The sequence below is a fragment of the Aquimarina sp. BL5 genome, assembly GCF_003443675.1.
Taxonomy (GTDB): domain Bacteria; phylum Bacteroidota; class Bacteroidia; order Flavobacteriales; family Flavobacteriaceae; genus Aquimarina.
In genome coordinates this window covers 3848807-3869905 of record NZ_CP031963.1, presented here as the reverse complement: position 1 = coordinate 3869905, position 21099 = coordinate 3848807, and the positions used below count along the sequence as shown (strand labels likewise).

Sequence of the window (21099 nt, the reverse complement as noted above, 5' to 3'; positions counted from 1 at the left end):
TAACTCTATATTAATTTTACCAAATCTTCGGCGATATTATTTCCTTTGTCTTTATTATACCAAACCTGTAAGTCTTGTTTGAATTCTGGATCTAAACCTCCGTGCATTTCTTTGTAATCATTTACCATTTTTGTAGCTACAGATGGCCTTGGCCCCCATGTATTTACCACTTCTTGAGTTTCTTTATTATAGGCTATTAGTTTTGGAATCGCCTTTCCTCCATTCATCAGAAAATTATTCATCAACTCATCATGCTCATCTCTAGATATAACTCTTAAATCAATCCCTTCATTTAATTCAGAAAGCTTATTAATTACAGGTAATGACTGCGCTGCATCACCACACCACCCCTCAGTAAGGACCAACCAAGTAATATTAGTTGTAGCATTAGAAAACGTTTCTGCAATCGCTCCATTAATTTTTAGCGTTTTATCTAAACGTTTCATTCTACGATCATTCAGCATACTATAATTAGTTAGTGCATCTGATTGCTCATGTCCTGTAGACTTTCCTTCTGATACTAAGTTGCTTACTGTATTTCTATACTCTTCATAGGAATATGAATTTCTTATTCCTTCTTCTATTAGCTCATTTATAGTCATTGTAGTGGTTTCCATAATTTTCTTTATATCTTATCCTATAGGACGATATATTTTCTTAAAACTTACATTTTATAAAGGTCATAAATTTAGAAAACGTTTTAGTTTTAACAAAGATTGGCAAAATGCGCTAAGATCGTATGCTATTTTTTCAATATTTTGATCTTTTAAATTTTAATATCTCTTTTTGATGAAAAAAAAATTTATCCTTGCCTTCGTTTTTATTTGTATATCCTCTCTATCTCTAGCACAGGGAACTCAACTACTAAGACAACCAACTATTTCTGAAACTGAAATAGTATTTGTATATGTAAATGATTTATGGAAATCATCCTTGCAAGGAGGGAACGCAATACGATTAACAAGTAATATAGGATCAGAATCATATCCTCATTTTTCTAAAGATGGAAAAACCATTGCTTTTACCGGACAATATGATGGAAATACGGACATATACACCATACCATCTGAAGGTGGCGAACCGAATAGGTTAACCTGGCATCCTAGTGGAGATTTTGTTCAAGGGTGGACACCTGAAAACACCATACTTTTCCGTTCAGGAAGAGAAAGTCATCCTACCCAAACTAATAAATTTTATACTGTTTCTCCGGATGGTGGGTTACCAATTGCATATGATATCCCTAGAGCTGGTTCCGGAGAAGTATCCCCAGACGGAAAGCACGTTGCCTATGTCCCTATCACTTCCTGGGATTTGGAATGGCGTAATTACAGAGGTGGACAAGCATTACCTATATGGATTGTTAATCTCGACACAAAAAACCTTGTAACTACTCCGCAATCCGACAAAGAAAGACATTTAGACCCCGTATGGATTAACAATACTATCTATTATATTTCGGAACGTGATTATGTAAGCAATATCTGGTCTTACGATATCATATCAAAAACCGAAAAACAAATAACATTTCATAAAAAGTATGATATCAAAAGCTTAGACGCTAATGACAGTAAAATCATATACGAACAAGGAGGTTATTTGCACCTTCTAGACCCAGATAGTGGAAAAGCAAAACAATTAAATATTACCGTAAATGGTGACATGAATTTTGCGCGATCCAGATGGGAAAACATTACTGCTCGACAGCTAAAAAATCCTAATATTTCTCCAACGGGTAAGCGTGCAATCTTTGAGCATAGAGGAGAAATTTTTAGTGTCCCAAAAGAAAATGGAACTTGGAGAAATCTTTCGAACTCCTCTAATTCGGCTGAACGTTCTCCTATTTGGTCTCCAAAAGGAGATAAAGTCGCTTGGTTCTCTGATGCTAGTGGTGAGTACAAACTAGTCATCGCCAATCAACAGGGAGGTTCTGAAAAAATATATGAGTTACCTAATCACACTTTTTATTTCAAACCTGATTGGTCACCAGATGGAACCCATATTGCTTATTCAGACACTGATTATAACATTTGGATTGTAAATCTAGAAACTGGAAAGGTTCACAAGGCCGCCTCAGACAACTATGCGCATCCAAATAGAACGCTCAATCCTATTTGGTCTCCTGACAGCAAATGGATTGCATATCCAAAACAGTTAAAAAGTCACTTTAAAGCAATTTTTGCTTACAATATCGATTCTAAAAAAACTATCCAATTAACCGATGGTATTGCGGATGCTATTAGTCCCGTTTGGGATGAAACGGGAAAATTTCTTTATTTTCTTGCCAGTACAAATTATGGATTGCAGTCTGGATGGTTAGATATGAGTTCTTATGACACAGAAGTACTTAGAAGTTTATATGCTATTGTACTTTCAGAATCTGGAACAGCGCCAAATCTTCCAAAAACAGATGAAGAAACTACTGACGAAAGGGATTCTAAAGAAGACCAAAAAGCATCCGCTGATAAAGAAAAAGACGGTTTAAATAAGTCCAATCCAGTAATCATTGATGCTAATGGCATATATGATCGTGTTGTCGCATTGAAATTAGAAAAACGTCAATATGTAGGATTGGCTAAAGGACCTAAAAACACAGTTTTTATAGCAGAAAATATTCCTAATCAAAAAGGATTGACTTTACATAAGTATGATGTCGAAAAAATGAAATCTGAAATCTTTACCAAAGGAATAACAGAAATGGTAACCTCCTCGGATCGAAAAAATATGTTAATACATCAAAATGATTTGTGGAGTATTATCAATACTAAAACAAAAACAAAAGCTACTCACAAAAAGCTTACTATGAATTTAAAAATTAAGGTGAGTCCTATTGAAGAGTATCATCAGATTTTTAAAGAAGGTTGGCGCTATATGCGTGACTTTTTGTATGTTGATAATACGCATGGAGCTCCCTGGAATGAAATATATGAGTGGTATTCTCCTTGGATCAAGCATGTAAGACACAGAACTGACCTTAACTATGTGGTAGACATTATGAGTGGCGAAATATCTATAGGACATTCATATGTATCAGGAGGAGATACTCCAGATATAAACAGAGTACCTGTTGGATTATTGGGATGTGATTTTAAGAAAGAAAATAGCGGTTATAGAATTCAAAAGATCTATACAGGAGAAAGCTGGAATCCTGATTTGGAAGCTCCGCTATCACTTCCAGGAATAGCTGTAAAAGAAGGTGATTATATCTTGGCTATTAATGGACAAGATCTTGATCTTTCTATAAATCCATATAGCTTATTGGAGCAAACGGCAGGAAGAGAAATTACGATTACAGTAAACAATGTCCCTTCTAAAAAAAATGCAAAAGATATTGTTGTCAAGCCTGTAAGTAATGAAAGAACCTTGAGAACCTATGATTGGATAGAAAACAACAGGAAAAAGGTTGAGAAACTCTCTGGAGGTAAATTGGCATACGTGTATGTCCCTAATACGAGTAGTCGTGGTTTTGATTCTTTTAATAGGTATTACTTTTCTCAACAAGATAAAAAAGGAGTTATTATCGATGAGCGTAATAATGGAGGTGGCTCTGCAGCGGATTATATTATTGATATTTTATCAAGAGAACCTATCGGGTACTTTAATAGTAAATCGCATGATAATCGTCCCTGGACTACTCCTATCGCTGGTATTTGGGGCCCAAAGGTGATGCTTATCAACGAACGCGCTGGTTCTGGAGGTGATTTATTACCTTATATGTTTAAGGCTAAAAATATAGGCCCTCTTATTGGAACTCGAACTTGGGGCGGCTTAGTTGGTACTTGGGATACTCCTCCATTTATAGATGGCGGAAGGATGGTAGCTCCCCGAGGCGGTTTTTATGATCTGAAAGGAAATTGGGCTGTAGAAGGAGAAGGCATTTCACCTGATATAGAAGTAATTCAAAACCCAAAGTCTGTAATACAAGGAAATGACCCTCAATTAGAAAGAGGAGTAGAAGAAGCGCTTCGTTTATTACAAACTAACGAATTTAAGATACAACCTGAGCCCGCTGCTCCAGTTCGATGGAAACGCCCAAACGGATATAAGCAAGAATAAACAAATTATTATATGATGAAAAAACATAAATGTGGGTGGTGTATTGGTGATTCTTTATACGAATCATACCACGATAATGAATGGGGAGTGCCATTGCATGACGAGCGTCTTTTGTTTGAATTTCTTGTTTTAGAAACTTTTCAGGCGGGATTAAGTTGGATCACAATTCTCAAAAAACGAGAAAACTTCAGACTTGCTTTTGATAATTTTGATTACAAAATTGTTGCTCAATACAATGATACTAAGAAAGAAGAATTGTTACAAAATGCTGGTATCATTAGAAATAAACTAAAGGTTAATTCTGCAATAAGCAACGCACAAAATTTCATGAAAATTCAAGAAGAATTTGGCAGTTTTGACTCTTATGTATGGGGTTTTGTGGATGGAAAGCCTATTATAAATACCTGGAAACATCATAAAGATTGTCCTGCCACTACGGAGATCTCAGATCTACTCAGCAAAGACTTAAAAAAGAGAGGTTTTAAATTTGTAGGATCTACTGTTATTTATGCCTTTATGCAAGCTATTGGTATGGTAAACGATCATACAGTAGATTGTTTTAGATATAAAGAGGTCTAAATTACATCTTTACTCCATAAGATAAATCACCTGAATCTCCTAAACCTGGTATTATATAGCCTCTACTGCTTAATTCCTTATCAATAGCTGCTATCCAAAGATGGGTGTTTTTAGGAAAAACATCTTTGATATACTCCACACCTTTAGTAGAGCCTATTACAGAAATGATATGAATCTGTTTAGGTTCACCATGATTTTTCATGGCTTTAATGGTATTCTCCAGAGTTTTTCCAGTGGCAAGCATCGGATCCGCTAACAACAGTGTTTTATTCTCTAAAGAAGGTGATGCTAAGTAATTGACAACGACTTCAAAATCATCGGTATCCTCAGGATGATCTCTATATGCCGAAATAAATGCATTTTCTGCTGTATCAAAATAATTAAGAAGTCCTTGATGTAATGGTAAACCTGCTCGCAAAATAGAACACAGAACCAACCCTTTCTCTGGCACTGAAACTTCTTTGGTTCCTAAAGGTGTCTTGACCGTTTTCGAAGTATACGCTAATGCCTTGCTTAGTTCATAACCCAAAACCTCACCGATACGCTCTATATTCTTTCTGAAACGCATACTGTCTTTTTGTATTGTGCTATCTCTAATTTCGCTAATAAATTGATTTAAAATAGAGTTTTCAGTTTCGAAGTTGTGAATAGTCATGGATGGTAAAATTTAATCCTCATTGAGGGTCTAATTCTCCGAGGCATGTTCTAAACTTGTTTATTATGTATAAAGCTACTTTAAAAATTCCATAAAAGCATCTCTGGAAATTTCTTTTGCTCCTAAACTAGCCAAATGATCCGTATAGACCTGGCAATCTATCAACTTTACTTCTTTTTCTCTTAAGCGCTCAACTAATTTAATAAATCCATATTTAGAAGCATTACTTACTTTAGAAAACATACTCTCTCCACAAAATACTTTCTTATCTTTCATCCATATTCCATATAAACCTCCAACCATTATTTTATCTTTCCACACTTCTACAGAAATAGCATGTCCCATTTCATGAAGTTGTATGTATGCTTCTTGCATATCTGATGTGATCCAAGTACCAAACTGATCAGGCCGACTGATACTAGCGCAGCTATCAATAACTTGTTTAAAATCTTTATTAAAGGTGATTTCAAAATAGTTTTTACGAAACAATTGTCGCATACTTTTACTTATTTTGAGATCCTCAGGAAAAAGAACCATTCTGGGATCGGGACTAAACCACAAAATAGGTTGATCCTCATCGTACCAAGGAAAAACTCCGTTATGATACGCATTCAATAATCTGGGAATAGAAAGGTCTCCTCCTACTGCCAACAACCCATCTTCATTGGCGTCAGAAACAGGTGGGAAGTTTATGGAATGATTAAGTATATACAAAAGAAAAAATCAGAAAGTTTCTACAACGTTAAATATCAAATAGTTGTTTGAATTGACCAAAAAAATCGCAATATTTGTTAGAACCTTTTAAGATAAATTTTGTTCATCATTGCTTTTTTGAGTTTTATTAAAAGGTTAACCTAAAACCACAATATGAAAAGTCCGATACAATGTATCGGACTTTTTACTTTACACTTCGATAGGGTAGTTATTCTTAATCTATCAAAGGACCAGTATAATATCTATAAATTGATTTGCCTAAAATGGTAAATCATCATGATCTTCTTCCGTAAGATTTGTTGCAGGTTCAAATGCATCAGCAGGAGGCATTGGTGCCCCTGCAGAAGGAGCTGCTGCTTGTAAATTCTCAATTCTCCATCCTTGGATCGAGTTAAAATATTTAGTTTCTCCTTGTGGATTTACCCACTCGCGACCTCGTAAATTAATACTTATTTTCACATCCTGACCCACCTGAAAGTTGTTTAATAAATCACATTTATCTTGAACAAACTCTACCATTATATGCTGTGGATATTGTTCTTCTGTAGTAACCACTACCTCACGTTTTCTGAAACCATTGTTTCCAAAAGTTTGCGTTTCACCGACCATCTTTACTTTACCTTGTACTTCCATCTTTTTAATTATTGTATTGCTGCTAAAATATTCCAGGCAGTATTAATATCATCCTTATCCAAATACTGCTGTGCAAATTTATGAATTTCTATTAGGTTAGCATCCTGAATTTTATCCTTAATATCACTATTGTTATTAACAAAATCTTGGGCCTCAGTATTTGTAGGTATTCTTTCCACATTTGCCAACTTACCGAGATCATTTCCAGTAAAAATCGTACTTTTTTTTACATTTTCGGGTAAAGAATCAACGCCAATCCCTATAGTACTTAAAGGTTTTGGGACTTCAAACATTCCCATATTGGCTCTTGTGTACCAGTTCCCTCCCATACGAGCAACTTGATCAATTTTATATTGATCAATCTTACAATCATTATCAAGCACGTCTTCTTTTACGTGCATCAATAATACTTCACAAATAATAAGGTTTCCTGCTCCTCCTTCTTCTCCCATAGGCACTATTTGATTTACCTTACACTCGAACTGTACTGGCGCCTCATCCACTCTAAAAGCTTTTACCTTTTCTGAAGCTACCATAGTTAGGCCAGCTTTCTCAAACTCATTAACTCCTTCTGGATACTCTGTGCTAGATAAGGACATTTGCTGTACGATATCATAATTAACAACATTTATAACAACCTCTTTAGTAGCTATTGCATTCTCTAGAGTATGTTTAATAGTATTATCCCTAACTCTCCTAGCTGGTGAAAAAATAAGAATCGGCGGATTAGCACTAAAAACATTAAAAAAACTAAACGGAGAAAGATTGGATTTACCTTCTTTATCGACTGTGCTTGCAAATGCTATTGGTCTTGGTCCAATGGCCCCAAGCATCATTCCGTGTAATTTTCCTGTGGAAACTTCTAAAGGGTCTATACGTAACATAAATGAATCTATTATACAAAGATAATTAAAGTTTAAAGGTATCAACACACTATTGTTTGGTTTTACTTACCTTGTAATAGAAACAATAAAATAGTTTTATAACGTTTATATTTAGGGTTTGGTAACACATATTTTCTATGAATTTTTCTGATGAACGTAATCTGGCTAGTTATTTTATAATTTTTGCAGTTCTTGTGATTACTGGCCTAATATTATGGAATACTTCTATATTTCTTCAGCGATTAAAAAAAGATGAGAGTACTAAAATGCAAGTATGGGCGCAGTCATTCAAGGCATTAAGTAGCTCAGGAATAGATGGATCTAATGATATTAATTTGGATGATTACCTAGAGTTATCCAATCTAATCAATAGTACTAATAATACCATTCCCACAATCATTACCAACTCTAATGGTGATTTTATCAAAGGACAATCAGGCGATATAGATATTTCAGGATCAACACTAAATTTACCCGACGATATTACCGAAAAAGAATTAACAGATTATCTGGAACGGATGAAGTCTGAAAATGAACCAATAGTTTTGGATCTAAAAGGAACTGTACAATATGTTTACTACGGAAATTCTTCTATTTTACAGAAATTAAAGTATTATCCAATTGCTATTGCATTGATCATTTTTTTGTTGATTGGAGTAATTTATTTCTTTTTTACTACCTCCAAAGCTAGTGAGCAAAACAAACTTTGGGCAGGTATGGCTAAAGAAACTGCACATCAGATTGGAACTCCACTATCATCTTTAGTTGGATGGAATGAAATTCTAAAAGTAGAAAACGTAAATCCAGAGTATATCATAGAGATAGAGAAGGATATATCTAGACTTAAAGTAATTACAGAACGTTTTTCTAAAATAGGATCTATTCCTAAATTAGAAGAAGTAGATATTGTAAAAGAAACAAAAGAAGCTTATACCTATTTACAATCCAGAAGCTCTAAATTGATTAATTTTTCTCTCAATTTGCCAGAAGAATCTATTAAGGCGCATATCAATTCTCAACTATATAGCTGGACCATCGAAAATCTGGTAAAAAATGCAATTGATGCCATGCGCGGAAAAGGAGATCTAAACATTAGACTATCTCAGGACTCTAAACGTGTATTTATAAAAATTACAGATACTGGAAAAGGAATCCCAAAAAGTAAGTTTACCAAAATTTTTGAACCTGGCTATACCTCCAAAACCAGAGGTTGGGGACTTGGTCTTTCATTGGCCAAAAGAATCATTGAAGACTATCACTCAGGCAAAATTAAAGTACATAGATCTGAAATAAACAAAGGCACTACTTTTCAGATTACCCTTAACAAATCTGACGAATCCGTTATAACATAATTCTCTTATAAACGTTATACCTAAAAAATAAATAAAGTGAAAACCGAGTATATCCTTTTGAAAGAAGCTGTGCTTAATAACAACTGTCCTGAATGTTATTCTAAAGAAAGTTTATTATTATCATTTAAACAACAAAAACAGTTATCCAAACTTTTTATTAAGACCAAAGGTGAAATTATTGAAAGTATGGACTGTAAAAAATGTGAAACTACTATTTTTCCTGGGCGCTGGACCGATGACATTGAGAGAGTTTATAATTATCATAAAAAAACGATAAACTCTAAGCCTTCGGGTATACGTTTTACCAAGCTATTCTATTTTTTAATACTATTAACTTTAATGATAGGTGTTGCATTATATGCTTTACTATATTATCCTGAACTTTTTCAGTAATAACACTTACTTGAAGCCATTTCAATCACTACTATTCATATTGACTCATTACTTCTCGTAATTCGTCAGAGATTATAAAGGTTTTATCTATATTAAAATCAAAACAAACTGCTACATCATTTCCGATTGCACATAAAGTATTATCATCATTATACAATTCGTGATACAATCCAAAACTAGAATTCTTTATAAATTCTACTTTTGTTTTAATCACTACATTCCCTGGGAAAAACAAAGGATGCTTAAAATCACATTTGGTAGATACAAGCATTGGGCCTTTCTTAGTTTCAGCATATAATTTAGCCAATCCAGATACTTCCCAGAACTGAACACGAGCGCTTTGCATATATTTCATGAAATTCACATTATTTACGTGCTGATAGGTATCCATTTCACTCCAATCAATCCTGAGTTGCAATGACAATTTAAAATCAGAAGTAGTATTCATTTTTATAAATTCGATTGAATCTTAGTAGCTAGTGAATTAAACTCATCTGCCGTCATAGATACCTTGTGCTGAAATGTCATTTCTTTCATGGTATTAAGTGGTATCAAATGCACATGTACATGAGGTACTTCCAGACCTACGACAGCAACACCTACTCGTTTACAGGTAACAGATTTCTCTAATGCTTTAGCAACTTTACGCGAAAAGCGCATTAGTTCGACATAGGTTTCTTCATCAAGATCAAATATCTTGTTTTCTTCTTTTTTAGGAATACATAGGGTATGACCTTTAGCATTAGGGTTTATATCCAAAAAAGCATAAAAATTATCGTCTTCGGCAACTTTATAAGAGGGTATTTCGCCATTTACAATTTTAGTGAACAGGGTAGACATTCGTTAAAATTTTAGTTGGGTTATCGATACGAAATATAGGGTATTTCTAGCAAAAACAAGACTATAAAAAAACCTTTCTCATTTTTTTAAGAAAGGTTTTCGTAACTGCAAGTTATTCTTTTACTCTCGTGTAATTTCTACAACATCAAATTTCATAATTCCATTAGGAACCTGAATTTCTGCAACTTCCCCTACGCTTTTACCTAAAAGACCTTTACCAATAGGTGAATCTACAGATATTTTTCCTGTTTTAATATCAGCTTCACTCTGCGCCACTAATTTATATGTCATCTGCGCTCCATTGGTTTGATTTTTAATTTTAACTGTAGAATGGATTAATGCCTTGGAAGTGTCTAATTGAGATTCGTCTATTAAGCGAGCCCCAGACAAGGTTTCTTCTAACTTAGAAATTCTCATCTCCAATAATCCTTGTGCTTCTTTTGCTGCATCGTACTCAGCATTTTCACTTAAATCTCCTTTATCACGTGCTTCTGCAATTGCTTGTGATGCTTTTGGTCTCTCTATATCCTTCAGGTTATTTAATTCGTCTCTTAATTTTTTTAGCCCTTCTGCAGTGTAATAAGATACTTTGCTCATAACTTCATCGTTTATATAAATACAAAAAATCCCATGGCTATGGGACTTTAACTATAAACAAATATAATAAAAAATAATACCGAATCACATTTTTACTTAATTTGGTCTTTTTAAAAATGATACTTCGGTTACACAGCCATATTTTTCTTATAAATAATTAAAAATAATGAAAAAAATAATAGTACTAATTTGTTTTTCAATAAGCCTACTTTCTTGCAGTAGCGACGATAATCGTATTAACAATCCTAACCTCCCATCTATAGGTTTTAATCATACTGTAAACCTGGATTTACCACAATTTAATAGTCTTAAATTTCCAGGAAATGCTGAAGATATAAGGATCGAAGGTGTGGGTATTAAAGGTGTTGTTATATATAATGTAGATAATACGCTGTATTCTGCTTTTGAACTAAGTGATCCTAACATTGCGCCTAGTAGCTGTTCTGCCCTTAATATAAATGGCATACGAGCCGAGTCAAATTGTGGTAATGATAATGCCTATGAGATCGTCAGTGGTCAACAAATAGAGGGAGAAGGCGGATTTCCTCTTTTAAGATACCAAATAAGGAGAGAAGGAAATAATTTGATAATTTCTAATTAATATAACGAGAAACCATCCTTCAGATTGATTAACTGTAAGTCTTCTCTTTGTTTGTAAATAATTTCGATGGCTTTTTTGCTTCTTACACCTGATTGACAACAAACTACGATTGGTTTGTGATTATTTAATTCTACGGATCTATCTGAAACTATGTTTAGAGGTATATGTATTCCTCCAATATTAAAGTTATTATATTCTTCTAATGTTCTAACATCTAGAATTTGATAACTCTCAAGATTTTGTTTTAATTCTGAAGGTGTAATTTCTTCAAGAGTATTTGATGTAATCCCACAGAAAAAATCATAATCATTTTCCAACTGGTTTACTTCTATATCATTATTCTTTTTGAAACTGAGAACCTGTTGTTGTAAGGTAAGCACATCTAAATAGAGTAGTTTCCCTTTCAAAACTTCACCTATTCCAACAATCATTTTAATAACTTCATTTGCTTGAAGACTACCTATAATTCCAGGTAATACTCCTAAGACGCCAATATCTGAACAATTCGGAACAGCTCCGGATGCAGGAGGATTAGGAAACAGACAACGATATGTAGGACCATTTTCATAATTCAACACAGAAACTTGTCCCTGAAACTTAAAAATTGAACCAAACACCAAAGGTTTATCGGTTAATACACAGGCATCATTTACCAAGTATCTCGTTGGAAAATTATCGCTTCCATCCACAATAATATCATATTCAGAAAAAAGTTCTAAAGCATTATCTGTATCTAATTTCTCTTCATATACTTTAAAAAACACAAAAGGATTTAGTCTGGATAGTTTTTCTGAAGCTACTTTAGCTTTTGATCTTCCTATATCATCAATTGTATAGAGTATCTGCCGTTGAAGATTCGTTTGATCTACTACATCATCATCAATAATCCCAATTGTTCCTATACCCGCTGCTGTAAGATACTGTAGAACTGGACAACCTAAGCCTCCTGCACCAATTACCAAAACTTTAGCAGATGTTAGTTTATTTTGACCTTCTTCTCCAATTTCATCAAGGATAAGATGACGGTTGTATTGTGTTTTTTCTTCTTTGCTTAGCATATTACAAAACTAGCTTATAAAGATATTACAATTTATTGCCAATTATGAGCCCAATCTTTCCAAACGACTTCTAACCCTTTAGATTTTAGCATCGTGACAATTTCTTCTGTGGAACGTTCATCAGAAATTTCAAACTGCTCCAATGATTGAGGTTCTACTACATATCCTCCAGGATTTGTTTTAGATTCAGCGCTAATAGAGGTAACACCTAAGTTTACAATATTTTCTCTAAAGACTTCACTTTCTCTGGTAGACATAGATAATTCTACATCCTCATCTAATAAACGGAATGCACAGATTAATTGTACTAAATCAGAATCTGTCATTTCTACTTTGGGCTCTAATCCGCCACTATGAGGTCTAAGCCTAGGAAATGATATTGAATATTTTGTCTTCCAATATGTTTTTTCTAAATACTGCAGATGTAAGGCGGTAAAAAAACTATCCACTCTCCAATCCTCTAAACCGAATAGAGCTCCCAAACCTATTTTATGAATCCCTGCTTTTCCTAATCGATCCGGAGTTTCTAATCGATAGTCAAAGTTTGATTTTCTTCCTTTTGGATGATGCTTTTTATATTCACCCTTATGATACGTTTCTTGATATACAAGCACAGCATATAAGCCACTATCTATTAATAATTCATAATCTTTTTGATCCATGGGTTGTACCTCTATAGTAATATTCGCGAACTTAGATCTAATTAATCTAATGACATTATTAATATAATCGACTCCAACGGTGCGATTTGCTTCTCCCGTAACCAACAAAATATGATCATATCCTTTAGATTTCAGAAAATCTACTTCTCGTAAAATTTCTTCATCCGATAAGGTTCTTCTTGGAATTTTATTGGTCATACTAAACCCACAATATGTACAAATATTTTGGCATTCGTTACTTAAATACATCGGAGCATACATCTGTATCGTATTACCGAAACGCTTTTTCGTAATCTGATAACTTAGTTGCGCCATTTGCTCCAAATAAGGTTTGGCTGCTGGAGAAATTAGTGCTTTGAAATCCTCAATTGTTCTATTACTAGCATTTATTGCCTTCTGAACATCGTGCTCTGTTTTATTAAGAATATCAGAGAGTGTATCATCCCAATTGTATTGATCGAATATGTGTTTAAAGCTGGTATCGGGTATCGGGTATCGGGTATTTGACATTATGTAATTGATTTTACTAAATGATACAACATCTTTTTAATAGAAATTACTTGATTCATAAGTTCAATCTTTTGTTCTTCTTGAACATAATTTAAATCTGCTGATAAGATTACTAGGTATTCCACTTCAGAGATTGAAGCCGAAGCAATTCTTAAATATCTCGCAAACTCTTTATTTGAATCATGTCCACAGCCTTCTGCAATATTAGTTGGAACAGAAGAAGAGGCTCTTCTAATTTGTGATATAACACCAAACTTTTCTTCATTTGGAAATTCATTAGTAATACCATAAATCAATAAACATAGTTTATGACTTTTCGTCCAAACTTTTAATTCTTTAAAATCTCTCATTCCTACTATTTCACGTTTCCATTTCAGAATTACGGTTAGCCCAAAGCCCGACACCCAAAACCTTTTAATCTTTGGTTAAAAAACTAGTTAAAGGACTACTCGCTTCTGCATGTTGTTTAATAGGAGCTAACTTGGCATTATACGCTAACCGACCGGCTTCTACCGCCATTTTGAAAGCTTTAGCCATAGCCACCGGATCTTCTGAAACCGCAATAGCAGTATTCACTAAAACTGCATCGGCACCTATTTCCATTGCGTGAGCGGCATGCGATGGACTACCAATACCTGCATCTACAATAACCGGCACATTACTTTGATCGATTATTATTTCTAAGAAATCGATTGTTTTTAAACCTTTATTGCTTCCTATAGGTGCTCCTAATGGCATTACACATTGAGTACCAACTTCCTCTAATCGTTTACATAAAACTGGATCCGCATGAATATATGGCATTACTACAAAACCAAGTTTCACCAACTCTTCTGCAGCTTTTAAGGTTTCTATAGGATCTGGCAATAAGTACTTTGGATCTGGGTGAATTTCTAATTTAATCCAATTTGTTTCTAATGCTTCTCTTGCTAATTGAGCCGCAAAGATAGCCTCCTTAGCATCTCTAACACCTGAAGTATTGGGTAATAAATTAATCCTAGGATGATCCAAATGAGTTAATATATAATCTTCATTATTAGTGACATCAACCCGTTTAAGTGCCACCGTTATCAACTCACTTTCTGAAGTTAATAATGCTTTTCTCATCAGATCAGACGAACTAAACTTTCCTGTTCCGGTAAACAATCTGGAGGAAAACTCTTTATCTGCTATTTTTAATGTATCCATTTTCTAGCCTTTAGCTTCTAGCTGATTCGCCATTAGCATTTTTATGTTTTTTATTCAATCTTTATATATTATGATACCCTAAAAATGTCTTATTAGAACTCAATACTTTTTCGGTGTATCGTTTCCCTCTAAAACATGATTTTAGTAAAGAAAAACCTAATGCGAATTGCGCAGTTATGGCTGAGGATACTACACAACCGCTACCGTGTTTTTCTGTTATATTTTTACTTTTTGGGTTTAACACAAAATATTTTCCTTCGTTGGTAAATAATTCATCTTTTCCCAACATTTCTTTTCGGTGTCCACCTTTTAGAAATACATTAGTTTTACTGCTAATGTGTCTCACTGTCTCTTCTATAGTTTTATTAGTATAAAACATCTCAATTTCTTCGTAATTAGGAGTCAACAGATATATTTTCTTTAGCACTTCTTCAAAATGGTTCTTGATACTATTGAGATCAGGATTACTAGAACTAACATTTGGGGAATGAAAATCAAAATCAGAACTAGATTTTAGCACTGGATCCAAAACAATTTTTACATCGTTATTTTTCTCTAACAAAAAATCAATAATTTCATTTAGAACTTTCCAATTCTCCACAATGCCAATCTTTACATAATCAATATTGAATTTTTTAAAAAGAATTGATATCTGACTTTTGATCACCTCAACATCGTTCCAAATACATTCTTCAAAATCAGTATCATTCTGGATCGTATTTGCCGTACAAACAGCCAGGCCATAACACTTTAAAGCTTCAAATGTTTTAATATCTGCCGTTAATCCAGCTCCTGATGATGGATCAAAACCTGCTATGGTAAGTATGTTTGGCCGATTTCTCATAAGAACTTTAGTTAATATCTTTTATGACTTGATCGTCAGCTTTTTTTATTTTCAAAAAGCTATCTAAAGGATCTTCAGTATTCCAGACACCTCCTAAAACTCCCACTCCTTTAAACCCTAAATCATAGGTTTTTTGTAAAGTAGTTTCATTAATTCCGCCCATTCCGATGATTGTATGATTTAGATCATTTACATCAAAACCTTTCCCTTCATAACCAGCTTTAGAAATTGATCCAAAAACAGGACTTAACAAAACATATTCGAAATCTGACTTACATGCCACAATATCCTCTTTAGAATGAAAAGAACTTGTAACAGAGAATCCTTTGTTTTTATATACCTGAATTGTTACATCCAATGCATCTTCTAAGTCGATACGTGGTTGTTCTTGTAAATGTATTCCTCGTAACCCATATTCCTGAGTTAATTCGGGGAATTGGTGTATCATAATTCTGTTATGATATTTCGTTTCTATTTGATCTAATAAGGAGCGATATCCATCGATTGTAAATGTTGGTTTACGCAGATGCAATATTTGCAAACCAGTTTCAAACAATCCATTGATCTTATCTGCTTCGTTTGGCACTGGTTTTTCTGATGTGAGAACTATTATCATTTATTTAGGTATTCGGATTTCAGGTGTCAGATTTCAAAATCTATGAAAACTGATAGCCAATATCTGATGTTTACAGATATACTTCGCTTCCTTTTTCTTTAAACTCTTCTGCCTTTTCCTGCATTCCTTTTTCTAGTGCTTTCTGATCATCAATTTCCTTCTGAGCAGCATAATCTCGTACTTCTTGCGAAATTTTCATAGAACAGAATTTTGGACCACACATACTACAGAAATGAGCGATTTTTGCTCCTTCTGCTGGTAACGTTTCATCGTGATATTCTCTGGCTCTTTCAGGATCTAAGGCTAAGTTAAATTGATCTTCCCAGCGGAACTCAAATCGAGCTTTACTCAATGCATCATCTCTATGTTGCGCCCCTGGATGTCCTTTTGCTAAATCAGCCGCGTGAGCTGCCAATTTATATGTTATTACACCTACTCGTACATCTTCCTTATTAGGCAAACCTAAATGTTCTTTGGGAGTCACATAACATAACATAGCTGTACCATACCAACCAATCATAGCAGCTCCTATTCCAGAAGTAATATGATCGTATCCTGGAGCAATATCAGTAGTTAATGGGCCTAATGTATAAAAAGGTGCTTCTCCACAAGCTTCTAATTGCTTATCCATATTCTGCTTGATCATATGCATCGGCACATGTCCTGGACCTTCTATAAAAGTCTGCACATCGTGCTTCCAGGCAATTTTAGTAAGTTCTCCCAATGTTTCTAATTCTGCGAATTGCGCTTCGTCATTAGCATCGGCAATACTTCCTGGACGTAAACCATCTCCTAAAGAGAAAGCTACATCGTAGGATTTCATAATCTCACAAATCTCTTCGAAATGTGTATACAAGAAACTTTCTTTATGATGTGCTAAACACCATTTTGCCATGATCGAACCACCACGAGAAACAATCCCTGTTACTCTTTTTGCTGTCATTGGCACGTATGCCAAACGAACACCAGCGTGTATCGTAAAATAATCTACTCCTTGTTCAGCTTGTTCGATCAAAGTATCTCTGAAAATTTCCCAAGTAAGATCTTCTGCCTTACCATTTACCTTCTCTAAGGCTTGATAAATCGGCACTGTACCAATGGGTACTGGAGAATTACGAACGATCCACTCGCGAGTTTCATGGATATTCTGACCAGTAGAAAGATCCATTATATTATCAGCTCCCCATCGGCAAGCCCAAACCGCTTTTTCTACTTCTTCTTCTATACTAGAAGTGGTCGCAGAGTTCCCTATATTGGCATTTATTTTCACCAAAAAATTACGCCCCAAAATCATTGGTTCTGCTTCTGGGTGATTTATGTTAGATGGTATTACCGCTCTTCCTCTTGCTACTTCTTCTCTTACAAACTCTGCAGTAATTTTTTTAGGGATACTCGCTCCAAAATCCTGACCTGGATGTTGATTAGCAATTCGAGTTGCTTCTTCAATCTTTTGATTTTCACGAATGGCTACATATTCCATTTCGGGAGTAATAATTCCTTGCTTGGCATAATACATCTGAGAAACGTTCTTTCCAGCTTTTGCCTTCTTAGGTTTTCTTAAATGATTAAACCTAAGATGATCTAAACTAGCATCATTTAAACGTTGATTACAATATTCTGAAGAAAAACTATCTAGCTCTTCTACATCACCGCGATCCATAATCCATTGTTCTCTTATAGGCTCAATCCCTTCGTGTACATTTATTTTTTTACTAGGATCTGTGTATGGTCCGCTAGTATCATACACTACTACTGATTCATTGGGTGTTTTCTTACGAGTCATGGAATCCACTGTGTCGCTTAATTCAATTGCTCTCATTGCAACCTTAATTTGTGGATGAATGCTTCCTTTTACATAGATTTTCTTGGAACTTGGAAAAGGAGTAGTTGTTATTTTTCCTTCTTGCGGTGCGGTATCTTTTTTCTTCATAAATATATCTTTTTAGCTTTTAGTAATGGCTTAATTTCTATTTATCCTCCTTGAGTAGCTTGTATAATCGTAATAGTATCTTTCCCTTCAATAACGGTTTGGCTCCATTTACTCTTAGTAATGATTTCATTATTAACGGCAATAGCAATTCCGTCTTTGGAAAGACATAATTCCTCTAATATCGATACTATCGAACTATTCGCTGAAACAATTTGCTCTTGATTATTAATGCTTATGGTCATCTTTTTAGATTTAAATCCATAAACTTTAGGTAAAGACCTATTGAGAAGAAAAATCAAATTCTTATAACTTATATAAGAAATGATATTAACTTTTCCCTTCGTCAGTATTAACTGCATCAGGTTCAAAGGGTAATTTCTCAGACTTCAATACTAGAAGACACCCCTAAAGTTTATTTTATAAAAGTACTAAAACCCAGAAAACTAAACTAAGAAATACTAATTTTCTAGTTTTTTTAACTTAAAATTTTAGTGTCGCTCCAAGTAAGAAGTTTATTCCCGCTTGCGGATAAAAGCCCGCTCCTTCTATTGTCGTCACCGTTCCTGGGGCTGTAAAATCATCATCAAATGTAAAAAAATACCCATTCGACACATACTTTGTATCAAAAATATTATTTACCAAACCGGTTAGTACAATAGATTTAAATACTGGAATACCTTTAATTTCATAAACTACGTTCAAATCATTGATAAAGAAGCTATCTAGTTTAGATATTTCACTATCTATATTACCTAAGTACTGCTCTCCTACAAACTTTGATAAAAACCCTATTTTTAAATTATTAATAGGTTGATACTGTATAGTATTTGCCGCAACTAGATTTGGCGAAAATGAAATATTTGTATCTCCTAAATTTGTAAGCACTCCATCTCGTTGGAAAAAGAAATCTTTATTCTTATTAGTACTTATTGCGATATTTGGAGCGATCATTAATTTAGATCCTAAGCTAACTACCGCATCTATTTCGATACCTGCCCTATAACTTTTCCCACTATTGGCTCGTATCGGAGCTCCTACATTATCCAAAGCACCTGTTAGCACTAACTGGTCTCTAAAATTTAAATAATAAGCATTTACATTTAAATTAAGTTTAGAACTACTATGACGCCATCCTAGTTCAAAATCATCTAGGCGCTCCGGTCTTGGTGTTCCATTTTCAAAATCTGTTCTATTCGGTTCACGATTGGCACGTGCGTATGATGTGTAAAATTGATTTTTATCGTTTAGTTTAAAGGTGGCTCCTACCTTAGGGTTAAAAAAACTATAACTTTCATCAATAATAAATTCTTCAATATCCGAGTTGATACCATCGGTATTATAGTCAATGAATCTTCCTTGCAGGTCTAAATAGAATTGCCATTGTTTGTTTAAACGATAATTTCCTTTCGCAAAAACAGACACTTCTCCCTTATCACCTGTCCCAAAATAATACCGATCACCTAATTCAGAATCACTAGCAAAACGTGCCCATATAACTTCTCCAAAATGATCCCCATCATACTGACTCCAATAAAGTCCAGATGTCACATCCCAAGAAGTGTCTTTATAGTTAATATTTGCATTTATCACATAAAAATCGTTATCCAACCATCGTCTTCGTATAATATCCGATGTGGCTATCGTCTCTCCACCTATCATAACCTCTTCAAGCCCATAAAAAGCTAATGTGCTTTCATTCCCAAAATTGATGTTTTGCTCGAACCAGTCATCTACATATTCTTCAAAAAAACCACGCCCATACGTGTAATTTAAACTAAGTTGCGAACTCCAATTGTTAGTATATTTCTGATTCCAATGCAATTGATAATGATCCTGTTTATAGTTATCTACCTGATTTTCATGAAATCCTTCAGAATTACCCTCATCATCAAAACGGGCTCCAGCAGGATTAAAGGTACGATCACTCTCTAGGGTCGCAGCATCGATTCCAAACCAAGATTGATAGGTAATTTCGGATCCTGCAAAATTTATTGCTTTGATTAAGGTATTCTCGTCTTTATAAGCGCCTTGCAAAAAATAGGATTTAAGATCCGAAGAAGCACGATCTATGTATCCATCTGATTTAATCTGTGATAATCGTCCTGATATTTCAATATGTTTATTTAAAAGCCCAGTACTAAATTTTACATTGTGCCTACGAGTATTAAATGATCCTACAGAGTGCGAAGTTTCTCCATAAGCTTCATCAGAAATAACATCAGTAAGAATATTTAAACTGGCTCCAAAAGCCCCAGGACCATTCGTAGAGGTTCCTACTCCACGCTGTAACTGTAAACTTTCTATTGAAGAAGTAAAATCCTGTAAATTAACAAAAAAAGTGGTGAGGCTTTCTGCATCATTATATGGAATTCCATTAATAGTAACATTAATTCCCTGGTTTCCTGTTCCTCTTACTCTAAAACCAGTATATCCAATACCTGCACCTGCATCTGATGTTGTTACAACCCCTGGAAGAAAATTAAGTTGAGTTGCTATATCCTGACCTAAATTACGCTCTGTCAATTGTTCTTTACTCAAATTAGAATGTGTAATAGGTGAATCTGCATCCACACGAACAGATTTCACTAGAACTTCATCCAGTTTTTCAACTTTATTAGTTATGGAATCTTTCTTTTTTTCCTGAGCAAATAAAGGTGTGCTCAAAAACAAAATGGTAAGACAAAATAATAGGTTTTTCATTCGTAAAAAATTATTACGAATAAAAGGGGTAATTATTCAAAGATTAAAATTAACTATACTAATTATACCTTAAAACAAGCATAATTATTATTCCCCTAAAGCACTATTATCAAAATACATAAGTAACTTTTGGTGTCCCTTGGCAGCATTACCTGCCCAGGTTCATCGGGTATGATCTCAGCTTTGTCTAAAAAAGTTCTTTTTTTAAGACGTAGCACCCCTTTGAGATTTTGCCGCAAAAATACTATGTTTAATTGATTTATTGTAACTTTATTAAAGATAAAAACAAT

General features: G+C 34.2%; 22 protein-coding genes and 1 riboswitch. Of the genes, 5 read left to right on the top strand and 17 right to left on the bottom strand.

Annotated elements, in window-relative coordinates; genetic code table 11:
- Window positions 1-5: 5 nt before the first annotated feature.
- Window positions 6-617 carry a thioredoxin family protein gene (locus D1818_RS16155; protein WP_199726259.1) on the bottom strand — a complete coding sequence of 204 codons (612 nt, stop codon included), beginning with the start codon at window positions 615-617 and terminating at the stop codon, window positions 6-8.
- 172 nt (window positions 618-789) lie between these two features.
- Here D1818_RS16155 and D1818_RS16150 point away from each other — a divergent pair, with 172 nt between their 5' ends.
- Window positions 790-4053, top strand: coding sequence for a S41 family peptidase (locus tag D1818_RS16150; RefSeq protein WP_118460014.1), 3264 nt, complete (start codon window positions 790-792; stop codon window positions 4051-4053).
- 15 nt (window positions 4054-4068) lie between these two features.
- Window positions 4069-4632, top strand: a complete 564-nt coding sequence (locus tag D1818_RS16145) for a DNA-3-methyladenine glycosylase I (protein WP_118460013.1) — start codon at window positions 4069-4071, stop codon at window positions 4630-4632.
- Window position 4633: 1 nt separating this feature from the next.
- Here D1818_RS16145 and upp read toward each other — a convergent pair whose 3' ends face one another.
- From upp to D1818_RS16125, 4 genes are all read right to left on the bottom strand, one after another.
- A complete protein-coding gene (gene upp, locus D1818_RS16140; RefSeq protein WP_118460012.1) occupies window positions 4634-5287 on the bottom strand; it encodes a uracil phosphoribosyltransferase in 654 nt (217 codons plus the stop codon).
- A 75-nt stretch (window positions 5288-5362) separates the two neighbouring features.
- A complete protein-coding gene (gene aat / locus D1818_RS16135; RefSeq protein WP_118460011.1) occupies window positions 5363-6001 on the bottom strand; it encodes a leucyl/phenylalanyl-tRNA--protein transferase in 639 nt (212 codons plus the stop codon).
- Between the two features lie 258 nt (window positions 6002-6259).
- Entirely contained in the window at window positions 6260-6634 is a 375-nt protein-coding gene (locus D1818_RS16130; protein WP_118460010.1) for a DUF3127 domain-containing protein, read from the bottom strand.
- 8 nt (window positions 6635-6642) lie between these two features.
- Window positions 6643-7518 (bottom strand): flavin reductase family protein, encoded by an 876-nt coding sequence (locus D1818_RS16125; protein WP_118460009.1) that lies wholly within the window; start codon window positions 7516-7518, stop codon window positions 6643-6645.
- Window positions 7519-7655: 137 nt separating this feature from the next.
- Between D1818_RS16125 and D1818_RS16120 the strand changes: the two genes are divergently transcribed.
- Window positions 7656-8870, top strand: a complete 1215-nt coding sequence (locus tag D1818_RS16120) for a HAMP domain-containing sensor histidine kinase (RefSeq protein ID WP_118460008.1) — start codon at window positions 7656-7658, stop codon at window positions 8868-8870.
- A 36-nt stretch (window positions 8871-8906) separates the two neighbouring features.
- A complete protein-coding gene (locus D1818_RS16115; protein WP_118460007.1) occupies window positions 8907-9263 on the top strand; it encodes a hypothetical protein in 357 nt (118 codons plus the stop codon).
- Between the two features lie 31 nt (window positions 9264-9294).
- Here D1818_RS16115 and D1818_RS16110 read toward each other — a convergent pair whose 3' ends face one another.
- From D1818_RS16110 to greA, 3 genes are all read right to left on the bottom strand, one after another.
- Complete coding sequence (locus D1818_RS16110; RefSeq protein ID WP_118460006.1) at window positions 9295-9711, bottom strand: thioesterase family protein; 417 nt, start codon at window positions 9709-9711, stop codon at window positions 9295-9297.
- A gap of 2 nt (window positions 9712-9713) precedes the next feature.
- Window positions 9714-10103, bottom strand: a complete 390-nt coding sequence (locus tag D1818_RS16105) for an HIT family protein (RefSeq protein WP_118460005.1) — start codon at window positions 10101-10103, stop codon at window positions 9714-9716.
- A 120-nt stretch (window positions 10104-10223) separates the two neighbouring features.
- The gene (gene greA, locus D1818_RS16100; RefSeq protein ID WP_118460004.1) at window positions 10224-10700 is read right to left on the bottom strand and encodes a transcription elongation factor GreA; all 477 of its coding nucleotides are present in this window, start codon (window positions 10698-10700) and stop codon (window positions 10224-10226) included.
- A gap of 166 nt (window positions 10701-10866) precedes the next feature.
- On the opposite strand from greA, the gene D1818_RS16095 reads away from it, so the two are divergent.
- The gene (locus D1818_RS16095; RefSeq protein ID WP_118460003.1) at window positions 10867-11301 is read left to right on the top strand and encodes a hypothetical protein; all 435 of its coding nucleotides are present in this window, start codon (window positions 10867-10869) and stop codon (window positions 11299-11301) included.
- Here D1818_RS16095 and moeB read toward each other — a convergent pair.
- The 9 genes from moeB to D1818_RS16050 form a co-directional block, all read right to left on the bottom strand.
- Complete coding sequence (gene moeB / locus D1818_RS16090) at window positions 11298-12359, bottom strand: molybdopterin-synthase adenylyltransferase MoeB (protein ID WP_118460002.1); 1062 nt, start codon at window positions 12357-12359, stop codon at window positions 11298-11300. The genes D1818_RS16095 and moeB overlap by 4 nt on opposite strands.
- A gap of 32 nt (window positions 12360-12391) precedes the next feature.
- Window positions 12392-13531, bottom strand: a complete 1140-nt coding sequence (thiH, locus tag D1818_RS16085; RefSeq protein WP_118460001.1) for a 2-iminoacetate synthase ThiH — start codon at window positions 13529-13531, stop codon at window positions 12392-12394.
- Window positions 13531-13935 carry a four helix bundle protein gene (locus D1818_RS16080; protein WP_233558497.1) on the bottom strand — a complete coding sequence of 135 codons (405 nt, stop codon included), beginning with the start codon at window positions 13933-13935 and terminating at the stop codon, window positions 13531-13533. The genes thiH and D1818_RS16080 overlap by 1 nt, the downstream gene beginning before the upstream one ends.
- Before the next feature lie 10 nt (window positions 13936-13945).
- Complete coding sequence (locus D1818_RS16075; RefSeq protein ID WP_118460000.1) at window positions 13946-14719, bottom strand: thiazole synthase; 774 nt, start codon at window positions 14717-14719, stop codon at window positions 13946-13948.
- A 61-nt stretch (window positions 14720-14780) separates the two neighbouring features.
- On the bottom strand, window positions 14781-15563 hold the full coding sequence (locus D1818_RS16070) for a hydroxymethylpyrimidine/phosphomethylpyrimidine kinase (protein WP_118459999.1): 783 nt from the start codon (window positions 15561-15563) through the stop codon (window positions 14781-14783).
- A 7-nt stretch (window positions 15564-15570) separates the two neighbouring features.
- Window positions 15571-16179, bottom strand: coding sequence for a thiamine phosphate synthase (locus D1818_RS16065; RefSeq protein WP_118459998.1), 609 nt, complete (start codon window positions 16177-16179; stop codon window positions 15571-15573).
- 70 nt (window positions 16180-16249) lie between these two features.
- Window positions 16250-18109 carry a phosphomethylpyrimidine synthase ThiC gene (gene thiC / locus D1818_RS16060; RefSeq protein WP_118459997.1) on the bottom strand — a complete coding sequence of 620 codons (1860 nt, stop codon included), beginning with the start codon at window positions 18107-18109 and terminating at the stop codon, window positions 16250-16252.
- A 41-nt stretch (window positions 18110-18150) separates the two neighbouring features.
- Entirely contained in the window at window positions 18151-18351 is a 201-nt protein-coding gene (thiS, locus tag D1818_RS16055) for a sulfur carrier protein ThiS (protein ID WP_118459996.1), read from the bottom strand.
- A 76-nt stretch (window positions 18352-18427) separates the two neighbouring features.
- Window positions 18428-18526, bottom strand: a riboswitch (TPP riboswitch).
- Window positions 18527-18589: 63 nt separating this feature from the next.
- Complete coding sequence (locus D1818_RS16050) at window positions 18590-20809, bottom strand: TonB-dependent receptor (protein WP_118459995.1); 2220 nt, start codon at window positions 20807-20809, stop codon at window positions 18590-18592.
- Window positions 20810-21099 lie beyond the last annotated feature (290 nt).

Bases quoted from the DNA above. Each gene is read 5' to 3' on its own strand.
- D1818_RS16105 (WP_118460005.1), bottom strand. From the start codon at position 10,103: ATGTCTACCCTGTTCACTAAAATTGTAAATGGCGAAATACCCTCTTAT.
- D1818_RS16075 (WP_118460000.1), bottom strand. From the start codon at position 14,719: ATGGATACATTAAAAATAGCAGATAAAGAGTTTTCCTCCAGATTGTTT.
- D1818_RS16155 (WP_199726259.1), bottom strand. From the start codon at position 617: ATGGAAACCACTACAATGACTATAAATGAGCTAATAGAAGAAGGAATA.
- D1818_RS16125 (WP_118460009.1), bottom strand. From the start codon at position 7,518: ATGTTACGTATAGACCCTTTAGAAGTTTCCACAGGAAAATTACACGGA.
- greA (WP_118460004.1), bottom strand. From the start codon at position 10,700: ATGAGCAAAGTATCTTATTACACTGCAGAAGGGCTAAAAAAATTAAGA.
- D1818_RS16110 (WP_118460006.1), bottom strand. From the start codon at position 9,711: ATGAATACTACTTCTGATTTTAAATTGTCATTGCAACTCAGGATTGAT.
- moeB (WP_118460002.1), bottom strand. From the start codon at position 12,359: ATGCTAAGCAAAGAAGAAAAAACACAATACAACCGTCATCTTATCCTT.
- D1818_RS16070 (WP_118459999.1), bottom strand. From the start codon at position 15,563: ATGAGAAATCGGCCAAACATACTTACCATAGCAGGTTTTGATCCATCA.
- thiS (WP_118459996.1), bottom strand. From the start codon at position 18,351: ATGACCATAAGCATTAATAATCAAGAGCAAATTGTTTCAGCGAATAGT.
- thiC (WP_118459997.1), bottom strand. From the start codon at position 18,109: ATGAAGAAAAAAGATACCGCACCGCAAGAAGGAAAAATAACAACTACT.
- D1818_RS16150 (WP_118460014.1), top strand. From the start codon at position 790: ATGAAAAAAAAATTTATCCTTGCCTTCGTTTTTATTTGTATATCCTCT.
- D1818_RS16050 (WP_118459995.1), bottom strand. From the start codon at position 20,809: ATGAAAAACCTATTATTTTGTCTTACCATTTTGTTTTTGAGCACACCT.
- D1818_RS16145 (WP_118460013.1), top strand. From the start codon at position 4,069: ATGAAAAAACATAAATGTGGGTGGTGTATTGGTGATTCTTTATACGAA.
- upp (WP_118460012.1), bottom strand. From the start codon at position 5,287: ATGACTATTCACAACTTCGAAACTGAAAACTCTATTTTAAATCAATTT.
- D1818_RS16065 (WP_118459998.1), bottom strand. From the start codon at position 16,179: ATGATAATAGTTCTCACATCAGAAAAACCAGTGCCAAACGAAGCAGAT.
- D1818_RS16095 (WP_118460003.1), top strand. From the start codon at position 10,867: ATGAAAAAAATAATAGTACTAATTTGTTTTTCAATAAGCCTACTTTCT.
- thiH (WP_118460001.1), bottom strand. From the start codon at position 13,531: ATGTCAAATACCCGATACCCGATACCCGATACCAGCTTTAAACACATA.
- D1818_RS16130 (WP_118460010.1), bottom strand. From the start codon at position 6,634: ATGGAAGTACAAGGTAAAGTAAAGATGGTCGGTGAAACGCAAACTTTT.
- D1818_RS16120 (WP_118460008.1), top strand. From the start codon at position 7,656: ATGAATTTTTCTGATGAACGTAATCTGGCTAGTTATTTTATAATTTTT.